The following is a 16493-nucleotide window of genomic DNA, read 5'->3' as shown; positions in this document are numbered from 1 at the left end:
TTATTCACTCTCCTTTTTCACTTGTAATATAGTACTATGCCTCTTTATAACAACGACTTTTTCTCCAGCATCAATTGAAGAATCTGCAATAGCTGTCCAAGTATCTCCATCCACCTTTACAATACCATTCGCTTCATTTGTAATCGCTTGCATAACAATCCCTTTTTTACCAACAAGCATATCTACTGTATCAGTAAAACCTTTTGCTTCTCGAAAGTTTTTTGAAATTCTTTTCGTAAAGAATGTCAAAGTTAAACTTACAATTGCACCAACAGTAACTTGTAACAGTAGTGCATCAGGAGCAAACAAAGCAATAAGACCTCCGACAACAGCCCCAATTCCAAGCCAAAGCATGTAAAATGTAATCGACAACATTTCTGCGATAAATAAAATACCAGCTATTATAAACCAAATTACCCAAGCAGCCATATGCAACCCTCACTTTCTTTCTCATTTTCTATATGTATATGAAGAAAAGAATGGTTTATCCGCCCTTTCTTACACTTGGGCGTTTGCTACAAGCTATTGTACATACTCACTGTTACAATGATTATTAATATAATACTATATCAATATATTCTTCATTATACATGAAAATTCCTTTCAAAAAGTGACAAAAAATGAAATTCTTTAAAAATTTTAATTTTTAAACTACAATTATTCTAATTACTAAATACTATTTTTTAGAGGTGGTATTCTTATTGAAAAACCAGTCACTAACTTACTACTTAGGTTCCAAAATATGCATTACTCTTGCTGACATCGTATATGTAATGATTATTACAACTCATATTTATATAGCAACTAAATCAGCTACTATTACTGCTCTTTTTCCACTATTACAAGTTATCACAAATCTAATTGCTAACATCTCTGCACCTCTTATAGTAAATCGTTTTCCACCTTATACGTTGTTATATACGCTACAATGGCTAAAAACAGTCTTTTTACTATTATTAATGATTTTATTTCCGGTCTTATCCACAAATATTATAGCTCTATTAACTTTTATTTTTTTCATTTCATTATGTAGTGGATGGAGTGCTCCATTACTATACAGCATTCTTCCGCGCCTTACACCAAAAGAAAAATTAGTAAAAGTAAATAGTATCTTTTCCTTTTCAACACAAATTGCGCAAGCCGCCGCTTATTCATTTACGAGTGTTATCGTTCTTCTCATTGGCGCTACATCTACACTCATGATTAATAACATGTTGATGATTTTTGGATGCATTGCATTACACTTTTCATTACATACCATACATACTGAACGAATAGCAGACCCTCCCTCTTCAAAAAGTACTGCTTTATCGGAAGGTTGGAAACTCTTATTTCAAAATCCTTCTCTCCGTACCGTTACATATATGGACTTAATTGAAACTTTCGCAGGGACAATATGGATTGGTGCTATTACAATGGCATATGTTACGTCTATTCTTCATAAAAGCGAAGAATGGTGGGGATATATTAATACAAGTTATTATGTTGGTACGTTAATCGGTGGTCTATTAGCATGGAAAATGAGTTCCTATATTCAAAACAATTTAATACGATCCATGTCGATTGGCTCTCTTATGTTTAGCATTCTTACATTTTTATATGGTATGACGAGCAGCGGATTTATTGCGCTTTTTCTATGTGTTCTAATGGGACCATGTTATCAAATTAGAGATATTTCTCAAACGACAGTTTTACAATCAAGTGTCGCCCCTTCTTTATTATAAAAAATGTATACGGTACATGGCGCCCTTCTTTCAACAACTTCTGGTCTTTCTATGCTTAGCGTTGGCATTATTACTGATATGTTCGGTGTCCGTACAATTTATATAATCGCTTCTATTCTTATTTTATGTTCCGCTTGTTTATCTTTCAGTTTATTAAAATATTATAAACCAGATTAGAATAATCTATCACTGTAGTCAACACAGCAAAAAGGACAGGAATTCCCTGTCCTTTTTGTTTATTCTGTTCATGACAAGTTCGGGATTTTTCTATGTTTTGTCGCCTGTTCAAAAGCGTAAGCTAGCTTAATTAATATCCCTTCACTAAAGGCAGTACTTGCAATCGTAATTCCAAAAGGTCTCCCGCTTTCCATATACCCTGCTGGTATTGCTATAGACGGATAACCCGCTTTCGCACATATAGTAGAACCTATATAGGAAGGAAACAGTATCGCATCAAGATTATATTTTTCCAATGCAAAATCAATGCCTTGTTCTTGAGAAAAATATATATCTTCTAATCTCGCATTTAAATATTCTGGATTTCGTAACGTATTAGGAAAATCTTTTCTTCCCTCTAACTTAGTTTGTCCATATTTTAAAGCTCTTTCTGCCATGTTTTTATTAAACTCCATTAACTCCGAAATAGAATGTACCGGAATAATAGAACGTAATTTAGAAAGATAGTTATCTAAACTATGCTTCAGTTCATAAAGCGGAACTCCCCAACTCCATTCTCTATGAAAAGAATGAATATCAATATTCTCTACTACTGCCGCTCCCTCATTACGTAATACTTGGATCGTTTCTTTAAACAATTTTTCATCATACTCACCATTTTCGTAATAATCTTTTGGTGCGTCGTTAAACACACCAATTTTCGCTCCATTTAAACCATTAGCATCAAGGTAAGATGTATAATCCTGATATGCCCTACCTTCACTTTTACGAGTTGCTACATCTTTCTCATCCACTCCAGTTAAGCTCCCTAGTAAAATAGCGGCATCTGTTACTGTTCTAGCAAATGGTCCAGCTGTATCTTGCGAATAAGTGAATGGAATAATTCCTCTACGACTAATTAGACCGACAGTCGGTTTAATGCCAACTACAGAGTTTTGAACAGCGGGGCTCAAAATAGAAGCATCGGTTTCTGTCCCAATAGATACTACTGTAAAGTTAGCGGCAACTGCTATCGCAGAGCCTGTACTTGAGCCCCCAACAAACATACCATCCTTACCCGTTCCGTATGGATTAATTGTTTGACCACCTCTTGCACTATATCCAGCCCACATTTTAAAAGACATTGCATTTGCTAATTCTGTCATATTCGTTTTTCCTATTATCACGGCCCCTGCTTCTCGCAGTTTAGTAACGAGAAATGCATCTTCACTACTTATATTTTGTTCTAGAGCAATCGTACCTGCACTTGTATGCATGGAGTCATTCGTTTCAATATTATCCTTAACCAAAACAGGTATACCATGTAGCGGACCCCTTACACCCTTTGTCTTTCTTTCATGATCTAACGCTTCTGCAATAAAAATAGCATCTGGATTGATTTCTAAAATTGAATTGATTTTCGGTCCGTCTTGATCATACTTTGCGATTCTATAGAGATAATACATCACTAGCTCTTTTGAAGTTAACTTTCCAGATTCCATTTCATTTTGAATATCTTGAATTGTTAGTTCCGTTTTTAAGATTGGATTAAACTGAATTTCCATTTATATTCTCCCTTATATGAACTTTTTTAGCGTATACCCCTTACTTTTTCATTTTTTCACCTCAACACATCCTAAATTAATATCCCTTTAAAGAAATTCAATTTCCTTATTTAAACACCTTTAATTTCCCGAAAAATAAAAAAAGTCTGAAACGGATTAACCTTCGCTTCAGACTCTTACATTACTGTGCGTATACTTCATCTAACAAATGTAAAAACTCACCTTGTTTCCCAGCTAATTCAGGGCATTTTGCAATATTAATCCATTCGTAGCAAAATACTAATCCTTTATCTTCCTCACCAGCACTTACAATATGTTCCCAAGTATCCTTTACATCTGTTAGTAAAGTTACATGGAAAAAGTGGCGTTTTTCATATTCCTGTTTTTCTTTCATATGTATAATGTAATCTGCTAAAAAACGCTCTATGCATAAATGACGCAATCCGGATTCTTCCTGTACTTCACGCAATATAGCCGCTTCTAACGTTTCACCTTCATCAACCGTTCCCCCTGGCACTTGAATACCAGCTTCATGTATATCACGATGTTTAAAAACAAGTAATTGCATAACCCCCTCTTTTTCTCTTGTAATATATGCATGTACTTTTTTCTTATATAACATCGTCATTGTACGCCTCTCCCCTCAATTGTTCACTCTGTTACTTCTTCAAGCGTCAGTTGATTATCATACAAATATGTAGCTTGTGGATTTCCCACATACCTTACGTGCCATGGTTCATACCGATAGCCCGTAATCGTCTCTTTCGCTTTTGTGTATCGAATCACAAAACCAAATTTATGGGCATTTTCAGAAAGCCACTGACCTTCTTTCGTTTCCCCAAAAACCGTCTCTAACTGAAATTTAGCAGATTGAGACGTAATATCCATAGCTAGTCCAGTTTGATGCTCACTTGTACCAGGAACCGCGCTAGACATTGCTGTTTTTGCTTCTCCATCTTGTTTTTTATACATCGTATTTAATGCTTTTTGTCGATCAAAAGATCTAAATCCAGAAACTGCAAACAGGAAAATACGCTCGTTGTCAGCCTGCTGAAACATATCCTCAAGCGCCCTCGCTGCCTCTTTTCTCATCTTTTTCTTTTCTTGATCACCTTCACTAGAGTAGCGCACTTTCGGAATAACTAAATCTGGCGGTCTATACCCATCTGGTAAACGCCTACTTTTATTCACAAGTACAAGCATTGAATTCGGATTATTAATTACCGCAATATCCCCATCCATATTAGCAATCGTTTCTTTTGCTTTCGGAAATATGCTATTTACACTTACTTCCCGCGCCTGCTTATCCTTATACATTTTATAATTGATTCCTGCTACTCCAACAATAATTATTGCAGCTATGATACCAAGTAGTGCCCATCTTTTTTTCATATAACGACCTCTTATTTTAATAATTTGGCCATTTCATACTCATCGATGCCCTTTCCATCGATAATAAGAGCAGCTTTTTTGACACCTTCTTTCTCAAATCCAGCTTTTTTATATAGTGCCTGAGCTCTTGTATTGTGGGCCATTACTGTTAATTCTAAACGCCATACATCATGTAATTTTTCCCACTTCTCAACCTCTTTAAACAATCTCGTCCCAATACCTCGCCCGTTATACTCTTGCAAAATACCAATTACAATGGTTGCTACATGCCTCTTTCTTTGAATGTTATTTCCATTCACTAATATAAAACCTACTATCCTCTCATCTTCAACTGCTACAAATATTGTTGCATATTCATTTTCTATAAAGCGATGGATCATTTTTTCTTGTTGCTCAGCTGTAGTTTTTCTTTCTCCTGGTTCATATAACATAAACTTCGTTTCTTCATCTAATTGCTTACTTAATTGCAAAAATGATGCTGCATCTTCTATTTCGATTTCCCTAATCACTTCAATCACCCTACCAGTTTCATAATAAAAAGTTTTCCTTATAAAAAGATTTTCTCTACTTTCCCGAAAATCCCTTTGTAAATCTCCTACTATAAATTGACAAATTTCGATATTACTATAACAACGACAAATTATGTCTATTCTGTGACGTCTCATCATTACAAAGAAAAAACGCAAGCATTACACTTACGTTTTTTCAAAAATACTGTGAACTCATCTTCATCAGGTGAGGTCTCTCACCAATTTAAATTTCACTTTATCCATTCACTTTTTCTGCCTGCCAAAAATATTCACCAAATGCTTTAGCAAGTGCATCAATTGATCGATTCAATTCTTCCTCTGTATTATCTACACCGCCAACTTCTATTAATATCGCTTGTCCTGATAGGTCTTGATTATAGATTCCATTTCCTGTCTGGAACCCTTTTTGAATGACCCCACGACTCACTCCTGGATATTTCTTATTAATCGCCTCATGTAAAGCTGTCGCTAATTGTAAGTTTTTTTCATAGTTTTTATTTCCTTTCCCTACTACAAATGCAAGCTTTGCATATGATTTATCTCCAATTGTTTTTGTCGTTACATTCTTTCGGGCACTATCACGATGCAAATCAAAAAAGTATTGAAGATCTTTATTTCCAGCCATAGCTTGCTGCACAATTTCTCGTGACATCTTATACGAACTATTACTGTTTAAACCTTTACTTATTAACTTTTGACCAACATCACTCTTATCGTTAGTGGCGCCAATTCCTTCACCTTCTAGTTGTTCACGGAAACGGTCTCCTAATATAGAAATATTCGATACAGAACTCGTTGCTTTATTCGGATTCGGGTCATTCGTTAAGTTAAGTAAAGGTAAATAGGATTCCCAGCTATGTGTATGATAAATAAACGCAACTTGTCTTTTCCCGGTCGTTTGGGACGGCTGTTTTTTCTCTTTACTCGTATCTTGTTTAGGTGCTTGTCCAGTTCCACTAGTCCGTTCCTTCACTACTTCTTCAAGAGGGACACTCGACTCTATCGGTAAGTTAGAATAATTTGTACCCTCACCCGCAATAACAATTTCTGTATCGTACTTACCAAACCCAGGGAGCTCTTTCCCGACAAAACTGCGTACATCATTAAAGCGAATATTTGTAGCCATAGAAAAGAGAAAAGAAGAAATTGAAAAATCTTGATTCAAATTTCGATACTCCTGTGTAAAATAATGATTCTCTTTTCCAAGTACATACATGTAACCATTCATCGATAACTCATTTAACCAATTATATAAATACATTGACTTCGTCTCTTTCATAGAGGTTACCATCATACTAATAAGAAAAAAAGTCGCTAGCACTGTAGTAATAACAAATAAAACTAACTTACGCATGCTTGTAAACTTCATAAAAAAAAAGCCCCGATTCATACTATCACCTCTCTATTTCAAGTTATGTACAAGCCCTAGAGAATAGACCGTTAAAATTTCGGCTATATTGTTAATGAGGTGAAATGAATTGAAGCTATTAATAGGAATATTACCAATCGCTCTATCATTCATTTTTTATTTGTCCGCTAAGCATCCAAAAGTCTCTATTGTGCTACATATTTCTGCGTACTTGGCACTGTATGTACTCGGTACAATTATTTCCATTAATATATACGATGTTTTAATACAAGATTTAGTTTTCATGACAAGCATTCATGGAATTTTACTGAATCCATTTTTCCTTATTGCAGGAGCGTATATAGGAACTTACACTTTGTACCTACTTTTGTCTCACATTATTATGAAAATAAAAAATGGAGCGTAATGAAATGCAACCACCATTTATCTGTCATACATGCAAAAAAAGAATTGTAAGAAAGAAAGATCTTATTACAGCCACATGGTGCTTCCGCTTTTATTTATTTCACAGTGATTGTTTTAAACGACAGCAAGTGTTCATCTCACGGTTTCTCCCTGTGAATACACTTTTCAATTTCTTTCTTATTGTATATGGACTTATTTTTGGCAGTATTCTTATGATTACAGAACCATCTATTATTTGGCTGACTTTCTTTTTCCCCATTTTTTATCGGTTTCTTTCTTATTATTATGTTGAACGTTTTTTCTCTACATAACGAGTTGACTGTCCTTTAGGAATGCTTAAACATAGCCACTCATTTTCTTTTAACATTTTACCGATGTAAATAATCTGTCCAATATGCAATGCATAATGAGAAATTTGCCTTTCAATTGCTTGCAGGACCGTATGAGCTTCACCACGAATGTATACCGTCTTCAATAGATGTTCCGGCAATATCGTATTCATCGTATTAAAAACGTATTCCCATCCTTCTTGCCACGCTGCAAGGGCTTCCTTCTTTGAAGAATAGCCTCCTTCAAATTCACCATCTCGGTCACGATCAACTTTTTCACCATCAGATGTTAAAAAATCCGTCCATCTAGAACGCATATTACCATGCAGATGCTTTATAATAATCGCTATACTATTTGTTTCTTCATGAGAAGACCATTGTATTTGTTCGTATGATAATTGAGAAAGTGCCCGTTCCCCTTGCTTCTTTGTTGCTTTAAAGTTCGAAATCGCACATTGTAAATATTCTCGTCCGATACCCATATTAGCCCCTGCCTTCACCCTAGCTAATTTTTGTTCCATTTGGCAATTCCATATTAGGCTGAAGCAACACAACATCATCAGCTTCAGGAACGCCGCCAAGCACAAGCACTTCCGATTTAAATCCAGCTACACGCTTTGGCGGGAAATTTACAACAGCAACAATTTGTTGACCGACTAAACCTTCTGGGCTATACCTTTTCGTAATTTGAGCACTTGACTGCTTTATCCCAATTTCTCCAAAATCAATTTCTAGTTTAATCGCTGGAACTCTCGCTTCTTTAAATTCCTCTGCATGTATTACAGTTCCAATTCGCAAATCCAAATTTAAAAAATCTTCAAAATTAGCCATTTTATCATTCCTCCCAATTATTACTTAGACAAAATATAAAAATCCCCTTCAAAAAAAGAAAGGTGCCTAAGCACCTTTCTTTTGTAATTTACTTGATTCATTTGATTTATAGAGGAAGAAACCGAGAATCCCGCCAATACATGATGGAATTAACCATCCGATTCCTTCGTTATATAACGGTAACATTTGTAGTACATTAGAAATCACGTCAATTTTAATGTTCGCACTTTCTAAACCGTTAAAGAAACTAATTAACAATGCACCTAAAATAGCTCCAATATAAATTGTATTACGCTTCCCAATCCACTTATGGAAATACGAAAGTACGATTAATACAATTGCAACTGGATAAATGATCATTAACACAGGTAATGTTACGGCGATTAATTGTGTTAAACCTAGGTTAGATACAATTAAACTAAATACACATACCATTGTTACAATCGTTTTATGTGAAAGTTTTGGGAATAAGTTTGTAAAGAAACCCGCACACGCAGATGTTAACCCAACAGAAGTTGTTAAACAAGCGAGTATAATAACAAGCCCCAATAAAATTTTACCACTCGTCCCATATAGCTCATTTACAACATTCGTTAAAATAAGACCACCGTTTTCTGAGACACCAAGTGATGTACTTGTTGAACCAAGATAAGCAAGTGATAAATAAATTAACGTTAAACCAAGTACAGCAATAATACCTGATACGACTGTTATTTTTGCAATTTGACTACTCTCTTTTATCCCTTTAGAGCGAATAACTTGTACAACGACAATTCCAAATACGAGAGCACTAATTGCATCCATCGTTAAATATCCTTGAATAAATCCACCAAAGAAAGCATTTTCTTTGTAAGCAGCTAACGGCGCAGCTGGCTCTCCAATTGGATCAATAATTGCCTTTCCGACAATAACAGCGACAATTAATACCAATAGTGGCGTAAGAAACTTTCCGAACCAATCCACTAACTTAGATGGATTTAATGATAAATACCACGTTATTCCGAAGAAAACTATCGTGAAAAGAAATAGCATGTACCACTCTGAAACCATTGCCTCTGATAAAAACGGCTTCATACCCATTTCAAACGAAACAGCTCCAGTACGCGGGATTGCGAAAAATGGTCCAATTGCTAAATAACTAATCAATGGGAAAATAAACGCAAATATAGGGTGGACTCTAGAAGACAGCGCTTTCAAGTCCCCCTCTACAAACGCGACAGCTGTTACAGCTAGTAGGGGTAATCCGACTCCCGTTACAAGGAATCCTATTGTAGCAATCCAAACATTCTCTCCTGCTTGTTGACCTAAAACTGGCGGAAAAATTAAATTTCCTGCTCCTAAAAATAATGCAAATAGCATTAAACCAATTGCTACCGTATCACCTGGCCTTAAACGTCCCTTCATGCTCTTCATTTGCATAGCACTTTTCCATTGTTTATCTCTATATTTTACAATATGCTATGCATCCTCCTCTCTGCTCAAGATGATAAAATATGCCCCTTACAAAGCAGTGTCTTTCTCCATAATTTCTCCATTCCCCTTATTTTTACTCTAATCATTAATACAATTGTTATTTTCGAATTTTGATTTTTTTGAATTTTTAAATCATTAGAGTGTTATTACGTGGAGTATAGTTGTCAGACCTCTTTGTTTTTATCACACATATAGTAACATATTTAGTTGCAAAATAAAAACATATTTTCAAATTGATTTTTTTGAAAATCGAAATTATCTACAATTTTTATTCTCTTACACAAATATTGTTACAATCTCTCCTATTATCCTATCGTTATTTTCAAATAACTTTACACACGTAACATAACAAAAGCCATCCAAGATAATTAGATGGCTTTTGTATGTTACTCTATCGTTTCAACTTCACGTGGATTTTTCATCTCTTCCACATACACAACTCTAAATCCGTGATCTTCTAAATCTTTCAATAATGTCTCTAATTCACCGTCGTTAAACTCTTCTCCTAATGTAAACATAATTCTACGAACTAATAAGGCATCATTATCAAAAGTCATCAAACTTTGAATACCAGTGTATTTCTTTAAAACTGTCGATAACTTTTGAATTGCTCCATTATAGTCTTGCGTTCCAATCATGACAGAGTATTTACTAGAGTGAACGCCCCATGCATCCTCTAATAACTCAAAAACTTTTTTATGCGTTAAAATTCCAAGGAAAATCCCTTTTTCGTCAACTACTGATAAATATGGCAATTTTTTTATTGTAAAAAATACTTTAAAGAAAGATGAATCTTCTCTCACAAATCCTTCTTTATCGTTTAATAATTGTATTACACTCTCATCAAGCGATCCTTTATATTCTAAAATATCTACTTTATATATATTCCCTAAAAATTTCTCTTTTTTTTCATCTAAAACTGGTACACAACGATACCCCGTTTTATTTAAATGCTCTAACGCTTCCCCTATCGTAATCGAACTTGAGCACAGTAAAACTTCCCTTTTCGGCACGTAATTCCCTTTAATCCTCATAAAAAGCCTCCTTATGTTAAAATACTTTCTGTGCCATAACTATATTATATTTTCAGAAAAAAATAAATAATTTATTTTATTTTTCTGAAAATTTTCCATTTTCTTGTCATAATTTATTCATGAATCCTTCACTTGCACTTTCTTCAGCATCTAAAACCCTTCCTCTGAATTCTGAATCACTTCAATGTATCATTTGTACGGACCTAGTTGCTTTTTAGAAAAGTAATGATTTGTCTCCTTACTTTTCATTAATATATTTCCTTTTATAATTAAAAAATAGGTAGCTATTAGAAAGTAGATCACCCCAAATAACCAATCCAAATTTGTAGCCAGATTGTGTAAAAGAATATATCTCATATATACATAACCAATTGGAACATGTAGTAATACAACCGCACCTAATCCCGGATTATATATTGTTTTAGCTTTTATATTCGCAAAAATACCATGCCATATGAATTGAAAAAATCCCATTAAAATAGGTGCCAACCCAAGCCATATTATATTTTGAAAGAAAACCGGGAGTAAATAAAAAACATACGTAATCAAAATATTTATTACCATAGCAGATTGCGTATTTAATGGATAGCGATCTGGTATATCACTTTTAAATATAACTACATTAAATAGACCAGCAAAATAACCTGGCCAACGATACTCTTCAAATTGATGCACTAAAATGGCCACAAAACTTAACCATAACAGTACTTTCATTTCACTCATTTCTCCCAAATTCGCGACTAAACAAACTACGACAACAATAGCGACCACTAATCCTATATCACACCAATGCTTTCTAAAGAAACTAGCCATCTCTATCACCCACTATCTCAATTTTTATAAAAATAGCGTTCAATTAGGAAATCAATCTGTTTTTCTACAGATGGTACTTTTATATCTGCCCCTGATTCGAGAATTGGCATCATTAATGTGGGAAGAAAAATAGATCCAAATATTTGTACTGTCATCATCATTAAAATTTCCTGATCCGTTTCATTCGTTATTTCGCTCAAAATATTCTTCACTTTACTAAAACCTAGCCTCTTCAAAAAATCCCCATATTCGTATTGAGATGTAAATGCCGTAGTTCCCATTGCAATAATCTTCCTAACTAACTTCGGATATTGCCGAATTACTAGTACATAATCCAATAAAAATATTTTTAATCTTTCTTTTGCTGGCACTGTAATATTATCTAAAATAGAAAAAGTGCCTTGAAAGCTAATTAATAAGACTCTAATCGTCTCACTAATCAACTTTTCTTTTGAACCAAAATGGTAATTTACAAGCGCGATATTTACATCTGACAATGCTGCAATTTTTCTTATCGTTACCCTTTCAAAACCTTCTTTTTTAATTAATTCCAATGTTGTATTTAAAATCTTTTCTTTCGTTGATACGTTTTCATTTCCCTCCAATTTATATCCCCCCTCTAGAATTTATTAGTTAAACAAAGATTTAAACACCGTTTAATTACATGGTATCACTTTCAAATTAAAAAAATCTATTTAATCCTTTCGACACTTCCCTACATTTCTCTTCATTCCATACAAAAAGTGTGAAAATGCAAAACTGTTCACGCTTTTTGTATTCGTACTGTTACATACCCGTTTCTGCTTTATATTTCATACATAAAATAGATTTCTAAAAAGAATTTAAAACTATCCATCTACCGATACTTAAAGAAAAATATATTGTAACTTGCTCCAAAAACGGCTAAAATAAGAATAAGAATTTTCTGAATATTCCAAGAGTAGGTGGTTATATGTCCTTATTACGCTCACATATATACAAATTAATAATTGGTGTTATTGTTATTTTTGCCATAAGTCCAATTCCAGCTCTTTTTATTACACACAATTACTCTTATCAAAATGGATTTATTAGCATTTTTCAAAACTTCGCACAGCTTTCTTCTATATCAATTCCAAAGGTTGATTGGATGCATGAATCTATCTTTTTCTCAGCAAATCAAATGATACATACTTCTAATCATTCAACACCATTATTCCCTTACATATGGGAAATATATTTTATATCGATTGTTCGTTTTACTTTTACCCTTGCGATCGGATTTTTCATAAGTTTGGGTATCGGCCATTTATTTTTCAAAGTACCTAACTCGTTTAAAAAGTTTACTACTGTATTGAATTGGATACCTTACTCTTTTTGCACTGTAGTATTACAATGTTCAGTCTTATTACTACTTCTATACGTCGCACAATTTATAAACCTTCCTTACTACTCATCTTTTATCATCGTATGTAGTACTTCCATGATTATCGTTATGCAAGCAATAAAAAAATGGATTCCTTTCTTGAAAAACACAAATGAATATGAAATAAAACATGATTCTTTTCTTGTGGATACATTGTTTTTGGCGCTTACTTCGAATCATAAATCAATTTTAGGTTCCATTATTCTTTCATTCGTTTTTATGGAATGCGTTTTTCATACAAGTGGACTGTTACAATTTATCGTTCAATTTGGCGGAAATTCACCCATAATTGTTACAATAGGCTTATTACTACTCTATATCCCATATAGCATACTTTCTTTTCTTCAAACACTATGGACCACAAACTACTCCAAGCAACAGTCATATACTTTAACAAGAAGTGTTCCAAAACCTTAATTTGAAATTACCCTCTATAATCTAAAAGTAAGGGGTTATTCCTTTTGTATAGCGGACAAAATAACAGCAAATTCAAAAACTATTACAGAAACATACCAATATTTACCCTTTTCCTTTGACTATTCTTTTCATTTGGATTTATTATAAAAGTATAACATAATTGCAGGAGGTGACATCTTTATTCCAAACCTTGGAATAGAGAACACACTTGGACATATTAAATATTTTTCTCATATTTGTACTTATTCTTATTTCTGGCTTTTTCGTCGCATCAGAATTCGCTGTTGTAAAAGTACGTAAAAGTCGAATTGACCAACTTGCAAATGAAGGTAATAAACAAGCTTTAGCTGCAAGAAGTGTCCTATCTAATTTAGATGTTTATTTATCAGCTTGTCAACTCGGCATTACGATCACTTCTTTAGGGCTTGGTTGGCTTGGTGAACCGACTGTGGAGCATATACTACGACCGCTCTTTGAAAAAATTAATATTACTGGAACAATGGCTAACACTTTATCTTTTGTTATTGCTTTTAGTGTTATTACATTTTTCCACGTTGTATTAGGTGAGTTAGTTCCAAAGTCTTTCGCAATTCAAAAAGCAGAAGCAATCACACTCAAATTTGCAAGACCACTTATTTTATTTGATAAAATTATGTATCCATTCATTTGGCTACTAAATAGTGCAGCTATATTTTTCACAAAACTACTCGGATTAGAACCTGCGAAAGAAAATGAACTTGCTCATTCTGAAGAGGAATTGCGACTCATTTTAGGTGAAAGTTTTAAAAGCGGTGAAATAAACCAAACCGAATATAAATATGTAAATAACATTTTTGAATTTGATGATCGAGTTGCGAAAGAAATTATGGTTCCTCGTACCGAAATGATTTGCTTATCTACTGAAAATACGTTAGAAGAAAATATGGATATCGTCGCTACTGAGAAATATACACGCTATCCAATCATTGAAAAAGATAAAGATGATATCATTGGGATGATCAATACGAAAGAAGTATTCCATGATCAAACGAAAGGTATTTATAAACCACTTGAATCTTATATACATCCTGTTCTAACTGTATTTGAAACAGTTCCAATTCGTAAAACGTTAGTCCACCTTCAAAAAAATCGCGTTCAGATGGCAATCGTTATGGATGAATATGGTGGCACTGCCGGACTTTTAACGATGGAAGATATTCTTGAAGAAATCATTGGAGAAATTCAAGATGAATTCGATGCGGATGAACCACCTATGATTGAAAAACGTACACCTAAGCTTACTGTTGTAGATGGAAAGGTACTTATTTCTGAAGTAAATGATATGTTTGGCCTACATATTGATGATAGTGATTTAGATACAATCGGAGGGTGGATTCTCTCTCAAGCAGTTGACTTAAATATTGAAGCTGGCTATTCCATTGAATATGCTGGTTTTCAATTTAAAGTATTAGAACTTGATGGACATCAAGTCAAAAAAGTTGCTGTACATAAACTAGATATTAAAAAGGAGCTATAAAGTGACTGTTTTATTAACAATTTGTATCATTGCCTGTTTCATTGTTTCATTTCTCGCCTTTATTTATCCCATTATCCCTGGCATACTAGCTGTCTGGGCTGGATATTTGATTTACCATTTCGGTATAAATGGAGGAGAATTAACAACTTCTTTTTGGATTATTCAAGTCATTTTCACTCTTTTCATTTTCGTTGCTGATTTTATTGCAAATGGATATTTCTTAAAAAAATACGGTAGTTCTAAATGGGGCGAACGTGTCGGAATGATTTCTATCATTGTTGGATCGTTTTTCTTCCCACCATTCGGACTTATTATCATACCGTTCTTATCAGTATTTATAACAGAACTAGTGCATAAAAAAGCGCCAAAAGATGCCTTTCTAGTTGGAGTCGCTACTGTAGTTGGTTTTTTAAGCAGTACAGTAGCGAAAGCAATTCTCCAAATCATTATGATTATCATCTTCGTATGTTATATCATCTTTTAACCATCCCGACTTCGGGATGGTTTTTTAATATGCAATACCTACTCGGCTATTTTCATATATGTTTTTCTTACATAGATCCCATGCAAAGTGTGCCGTATCACCCACTGTAATTTTTGATCCACCTTCTGGCAATATATCTTTTTCAGTTCGATATACCTCTGTCGCCTCACCATCTATTAAATGTGTCGGACAAACAACTGTCCAACATAAATTATTACTATTACTTAGTACCTTATATGCAGCCAAATGATCTTCTGCTGCTGTTGTCGTTTTCCTTTTGGATTCCGTCGATTGGAAACGATATAAATTTGGATTTGTTCTTGCTTGTAAAATACCGGCTGTTCCTACTGTAATAATTTTATGAACCCCTGCTTCTTCCATTTGCTTTATAATTTGTGGCATACTCTTCGCTAATGTTCTATTTTGATCCGTTCCAAGTGCACTAATTACTATATCACTTCCTTCTATCGCTTTCTTTATATCCTTTTCGTTCAATACATTACCTTCTATAACTCGTAACCTTTCATGTTGTATTTCTATTCTATTTAAATCACGCGCTAATGCAGTCACTTCAGCTGAATCCTTTAATGCTAAATTAATTATATTTGAACCTACTCGTCCTGTTGCTCCCAATATACATACTTTCATTTGTTTTCCCCCTCTTTCATTCTCTTTCTATTTTTCAATAATCTCAATCAATTTACAACAAAAAAGCTTCCTCATATAAAAGAGGAAGCTCTATTATTACATTATTTCTTTTCTTTAGAATCCGTAGACTTCTCAGTTCCGCTTGTTTCTTTATCCTTTTTGTCCTCTTGTTGTGTAGTTGTTTCGTCTTCTTTCTTCTTGTCCTCACCTTTACTACAACCTACCATTAATAAAGAACTTGCAAGTGCCATAGCAGTTAATGATTTAACCCATTTATTCATTTGCGTTTCCCCCTTGTGATAGAATATGTACAACCTCATATTACTCTCTATTTTTAAAGAAGAGATTGAAAAACAGTAAATATACGGTAAATTTTTGTAAATTTTCTGATAACAAAACCTA

At 33.9% G+C, this 16493-nt stretch carries 19 protein-coding genes and 1 pseudogene; 6 read left to right on the top strand and 14 right to left on the bottom strand.

All coding sequences use genetic code 11. From position 1 onward, the window contains the following. A complete protein-coding gene (locus CN409_RS05520; RefSeq protein WP_000741974.1) occupies window positions 1–429 on the bottom strand; it encodes an NfeD family protein in 429 nt (142 codons plus the stop codon). A 272-nt stretch (window positions 430–701) separates the two neighbouring features. Between CN409_RS05520 and CN409_RS05515 the strand changes: the two are divergent. Next, window positions 702–1901: pseudogene (locus CN409_RS05515) on the top strand (MFS transporter). A 68-nt stretch (window positions 1902–1969) separates the two neighbouring features. On the opposite strand, the gene CN409_RS05510 reads toward CN409_RS05515, so the two are convergent. From CN409_RS05510 to spoIIP, 5 genes are all read right to left on the bottom strand, one after another. Further along, on the bottom strand, window positions 1970–3445 hold the full coding sequence (locus CN409_RS05510; protein ID WP_000405403.1) for an amidase family protein: 1476 nt from the start codon (window positions 3443–3445) through the stop codon (window positions 1970–1972). A gap of 181 nt (window positions 3446–3626) precedes the next feature. After that, a complete protein-coding gene (locus tag CN409_RS05505; RefSeq protein ID WP_000178282.1) occupies window positions 3627–4073 on the bottom strand; it encodes an NUDIX hydrolase in 447 nt (148 codons plus the stop codon). A 23-nt stretch (window positions 4074–4096) separates the two neighbouring features. Then, window positions 4097–4837 carry a M15 family metallopeptidase gene (locus CN409_RS05500; protein ID WP_000747643.1) on the bottom strand — a complete coding sequence of 247 codons (741 nt, stop codon included), beginning with the start codon at window positions 4835–4837 and terminating at the stop codon, window positions 4097–4099. A gap of 11 nt (window positions 4838–4848) precedes the next feature. Beyond that, window positions 4849–5346 carry a GNAT family N-acetyltransferase gene (locus CN409_RS05495; RefSeq protein ID WP_141527687.1) on the bottom strand — a complete coding sequence of 166 codons (498 nt, stop codon included), beginning with the start codon at window positions 5344–5346 and terminating at the stop codon, window positions 4849–4851. Window positions 5347–5602: 256 nt separating this feature from the next. Further along, entirely contained in the window at window positions 5603–6757 is a 1155-nt protein-coding gene (spoIIP, locus tag CN409_RS05490) for a stage II sporulation protein P (RefSeq protein WP_097980844.1), read from the bottom strand. A gap of 88 nt (window positions 6758–6845) precedes the next feature. On the opposite strand from spoIIP, the gene CN409_RS05485 reads away from it, so the two are divergent. Continuing rightward, a complete protein-coding gene (locus CN409_RS05485; protein ID WP_000770731.1) occupies window positions 6846–7142 on the top strand; it encodes a hypothetical protein in 297 nt (98 codons plus the stop codon). Window positions 7143–7146: 4 nt separating this feature from the next. Further along, a complete protein-coding gene (locus CN409_RS05480) occupies window positions 7147–7452 on the top strand; it encodes a hypothetical protein (protein WP_043333388.1) in 306 nt (101 codons plus the stop codon). On the opposite strand, the gene CN409_RS05475 is transcribed toward CN409_RS05480, so the two are convergent. The 6 genes from CN409_RS05475 to CN409_RS05450 form a co-directional block, all read right to left on the bottom strand. Next, a complete protein-coding gene (locus CN409_RS05475) occupies window positions 7425–7991 on the bottom strand; it encodes a DUF1572 domain-containing protein (protein WP_000435822.1) in 567 nt (188 codons plus the stop codon). The two genes, CN409_RS05480 and CN409_RS05475, sit on opposite strands and share 28 nt — an antisense overlap. Further along, complete coding sequence (csaA, locus tag CN409_RS05470) at window positions 7972–8301, bottom strand: chaperone CsaA (protein WP_001263021.1); 330 nt, start codon at window positions 8299–8301, stop codon at window positions 7972–7974. Before csaA ends, CN409_RS05475 begins: the two co-directional genes overlap by 20 nt. A 66-nt stretch (window positions 8302–8367) precedes the next feature. Beyond that, the gene (brnQ4, locus tag CN409_RS05465; RefSeq protein ID WP_395939124.1) at window positions 8368–9705 is read right to left on the bottom strand and encodes a branched-chain amino acid transport system II carrier protein BrnQ4; all 1338 of its coding nucleotides are present in this window, start codon (window positions 9703–9705) and stop codon (window positions 8368–8370) included. Window positions 9706–10160: 455 nt separating this feature from the next. Next, a complete protein-coding gene (cbpA, locus tag CN409_RS05460; protein WP_001220522.1) occupies window positions 10161–10808 on the bottom strand; it encodes a cyclic di-AMP binding protein CbpA in 648 nt (215 codons plus the stop codon). Between the two features lie 189 nt (window positions 10809–10997). Next, window positions 10998–11621, bottom strand: coding sequence for an HXXEE domain-containing protein (locus CN409_RS05455; RefSeq protein ID WP_000135769.1), 624 nt, complete (start codon window positions 11619–11621; stop codon window positions 10998–11000). A gap of 17 nt (window positions 11622–11638) precedes the next feature. After that, window positions 11639–12226, bottom strand: a complete 588-nt coding sequence (locus tag CN409_RS05450) for a TetR/AcrR family transcriptional regulator (RefSeq protein ID WP_097980843.1) — start codon at window positions 12224–12226, stop codon at window positions 11639–11641. Between the two features lie 347 nt (window positions 12227–12573). Here CN409_RS05450 and CN409_RS05445 point away from each other — a divergent pair, with 347 nt between their 5' ends. The 3 genes from CN409_RS05445 to CN409_RS05435 all read left to right on the top strand — a co-directional run bounded on the left by CN409_RS05445 (window position 12574) and on the right by CN409_RS05435 (window position 15443). Then, complete coding sequence (locus tag CN409_RS05445) at window positions 12574–13443, top strand: hypothetical protein (RefSeq protein ID WP_000055306.1); 870 nt, start codon at window positions 12574–12576, stop codon at window positions 13441–13443. Between the two features lie 208 nt (window positions 13444–13651). Beyond that, the gene (locus CN409_RS05440; protein ID WP_000353734.1) at window positions 13652–14959 is read left to right on the top strand and encodes a hemolysin family protein; all 1308 of its coding nucleotides are present in this window, start codon (window positions 13652–13654) and stop codon (window positions 14957–14959) included. A 1-nt stretch (window position 14960) separates the two neighbouring features. After that, window positions 14961–15443, top strand: coding sequence for a DUF456 domain-containing protein (locus CN409_RS05435; protein WP_000217335.1), 483 nt, complete (start codon window positions 14961–14963; stop codon window positions 15441–15443). 24 nt (window positions 15444–15467) lie between these two features. Here CN409_RS05435 and CN409_RS05430 read toward each other — a convergent pair whose 3' ends face one another. Continuing rightward, window positions 15468–16091 (bottom strand): NAD(P)-dependent oxidoreductase, encoded by a 624-nt coding sequence (locus CN409_RS05430; RefSeq protein WP_000861642.1) that lies wholly within the window; start codon window positions 16089–16091, stop codon window positions 15468–15470. 101 nt (window positions 16092–16192) lie between these two features. Then, the gene (locus tag CN409_RS05425) at window positions 16193–16372 is read right to left on the bottom strand and encodes a hypothetical protein (protein ID WP_001045962.1); all 180 of its coding nucleotides are present in this window, start codon (window positions 16370–16372) and stop codon (window positions 16193–16195) included. Between the last annotated feature and the right edge of the window lie 121 nt (window positions 16373–16493).

The sequence above is a fragment of the Bacillus sp. AFS012607 genome, from assembly GCF_002558005.1.
GTDB lineage: Bacteria > Bacillota > Bacilli > Bacillales > Bacillaceae_G > Bacillus_A > Bacillus_A thuringiensis_S.
This window is presented reverse-complemented; position numbering and strand designations above follow the sequence as displayed.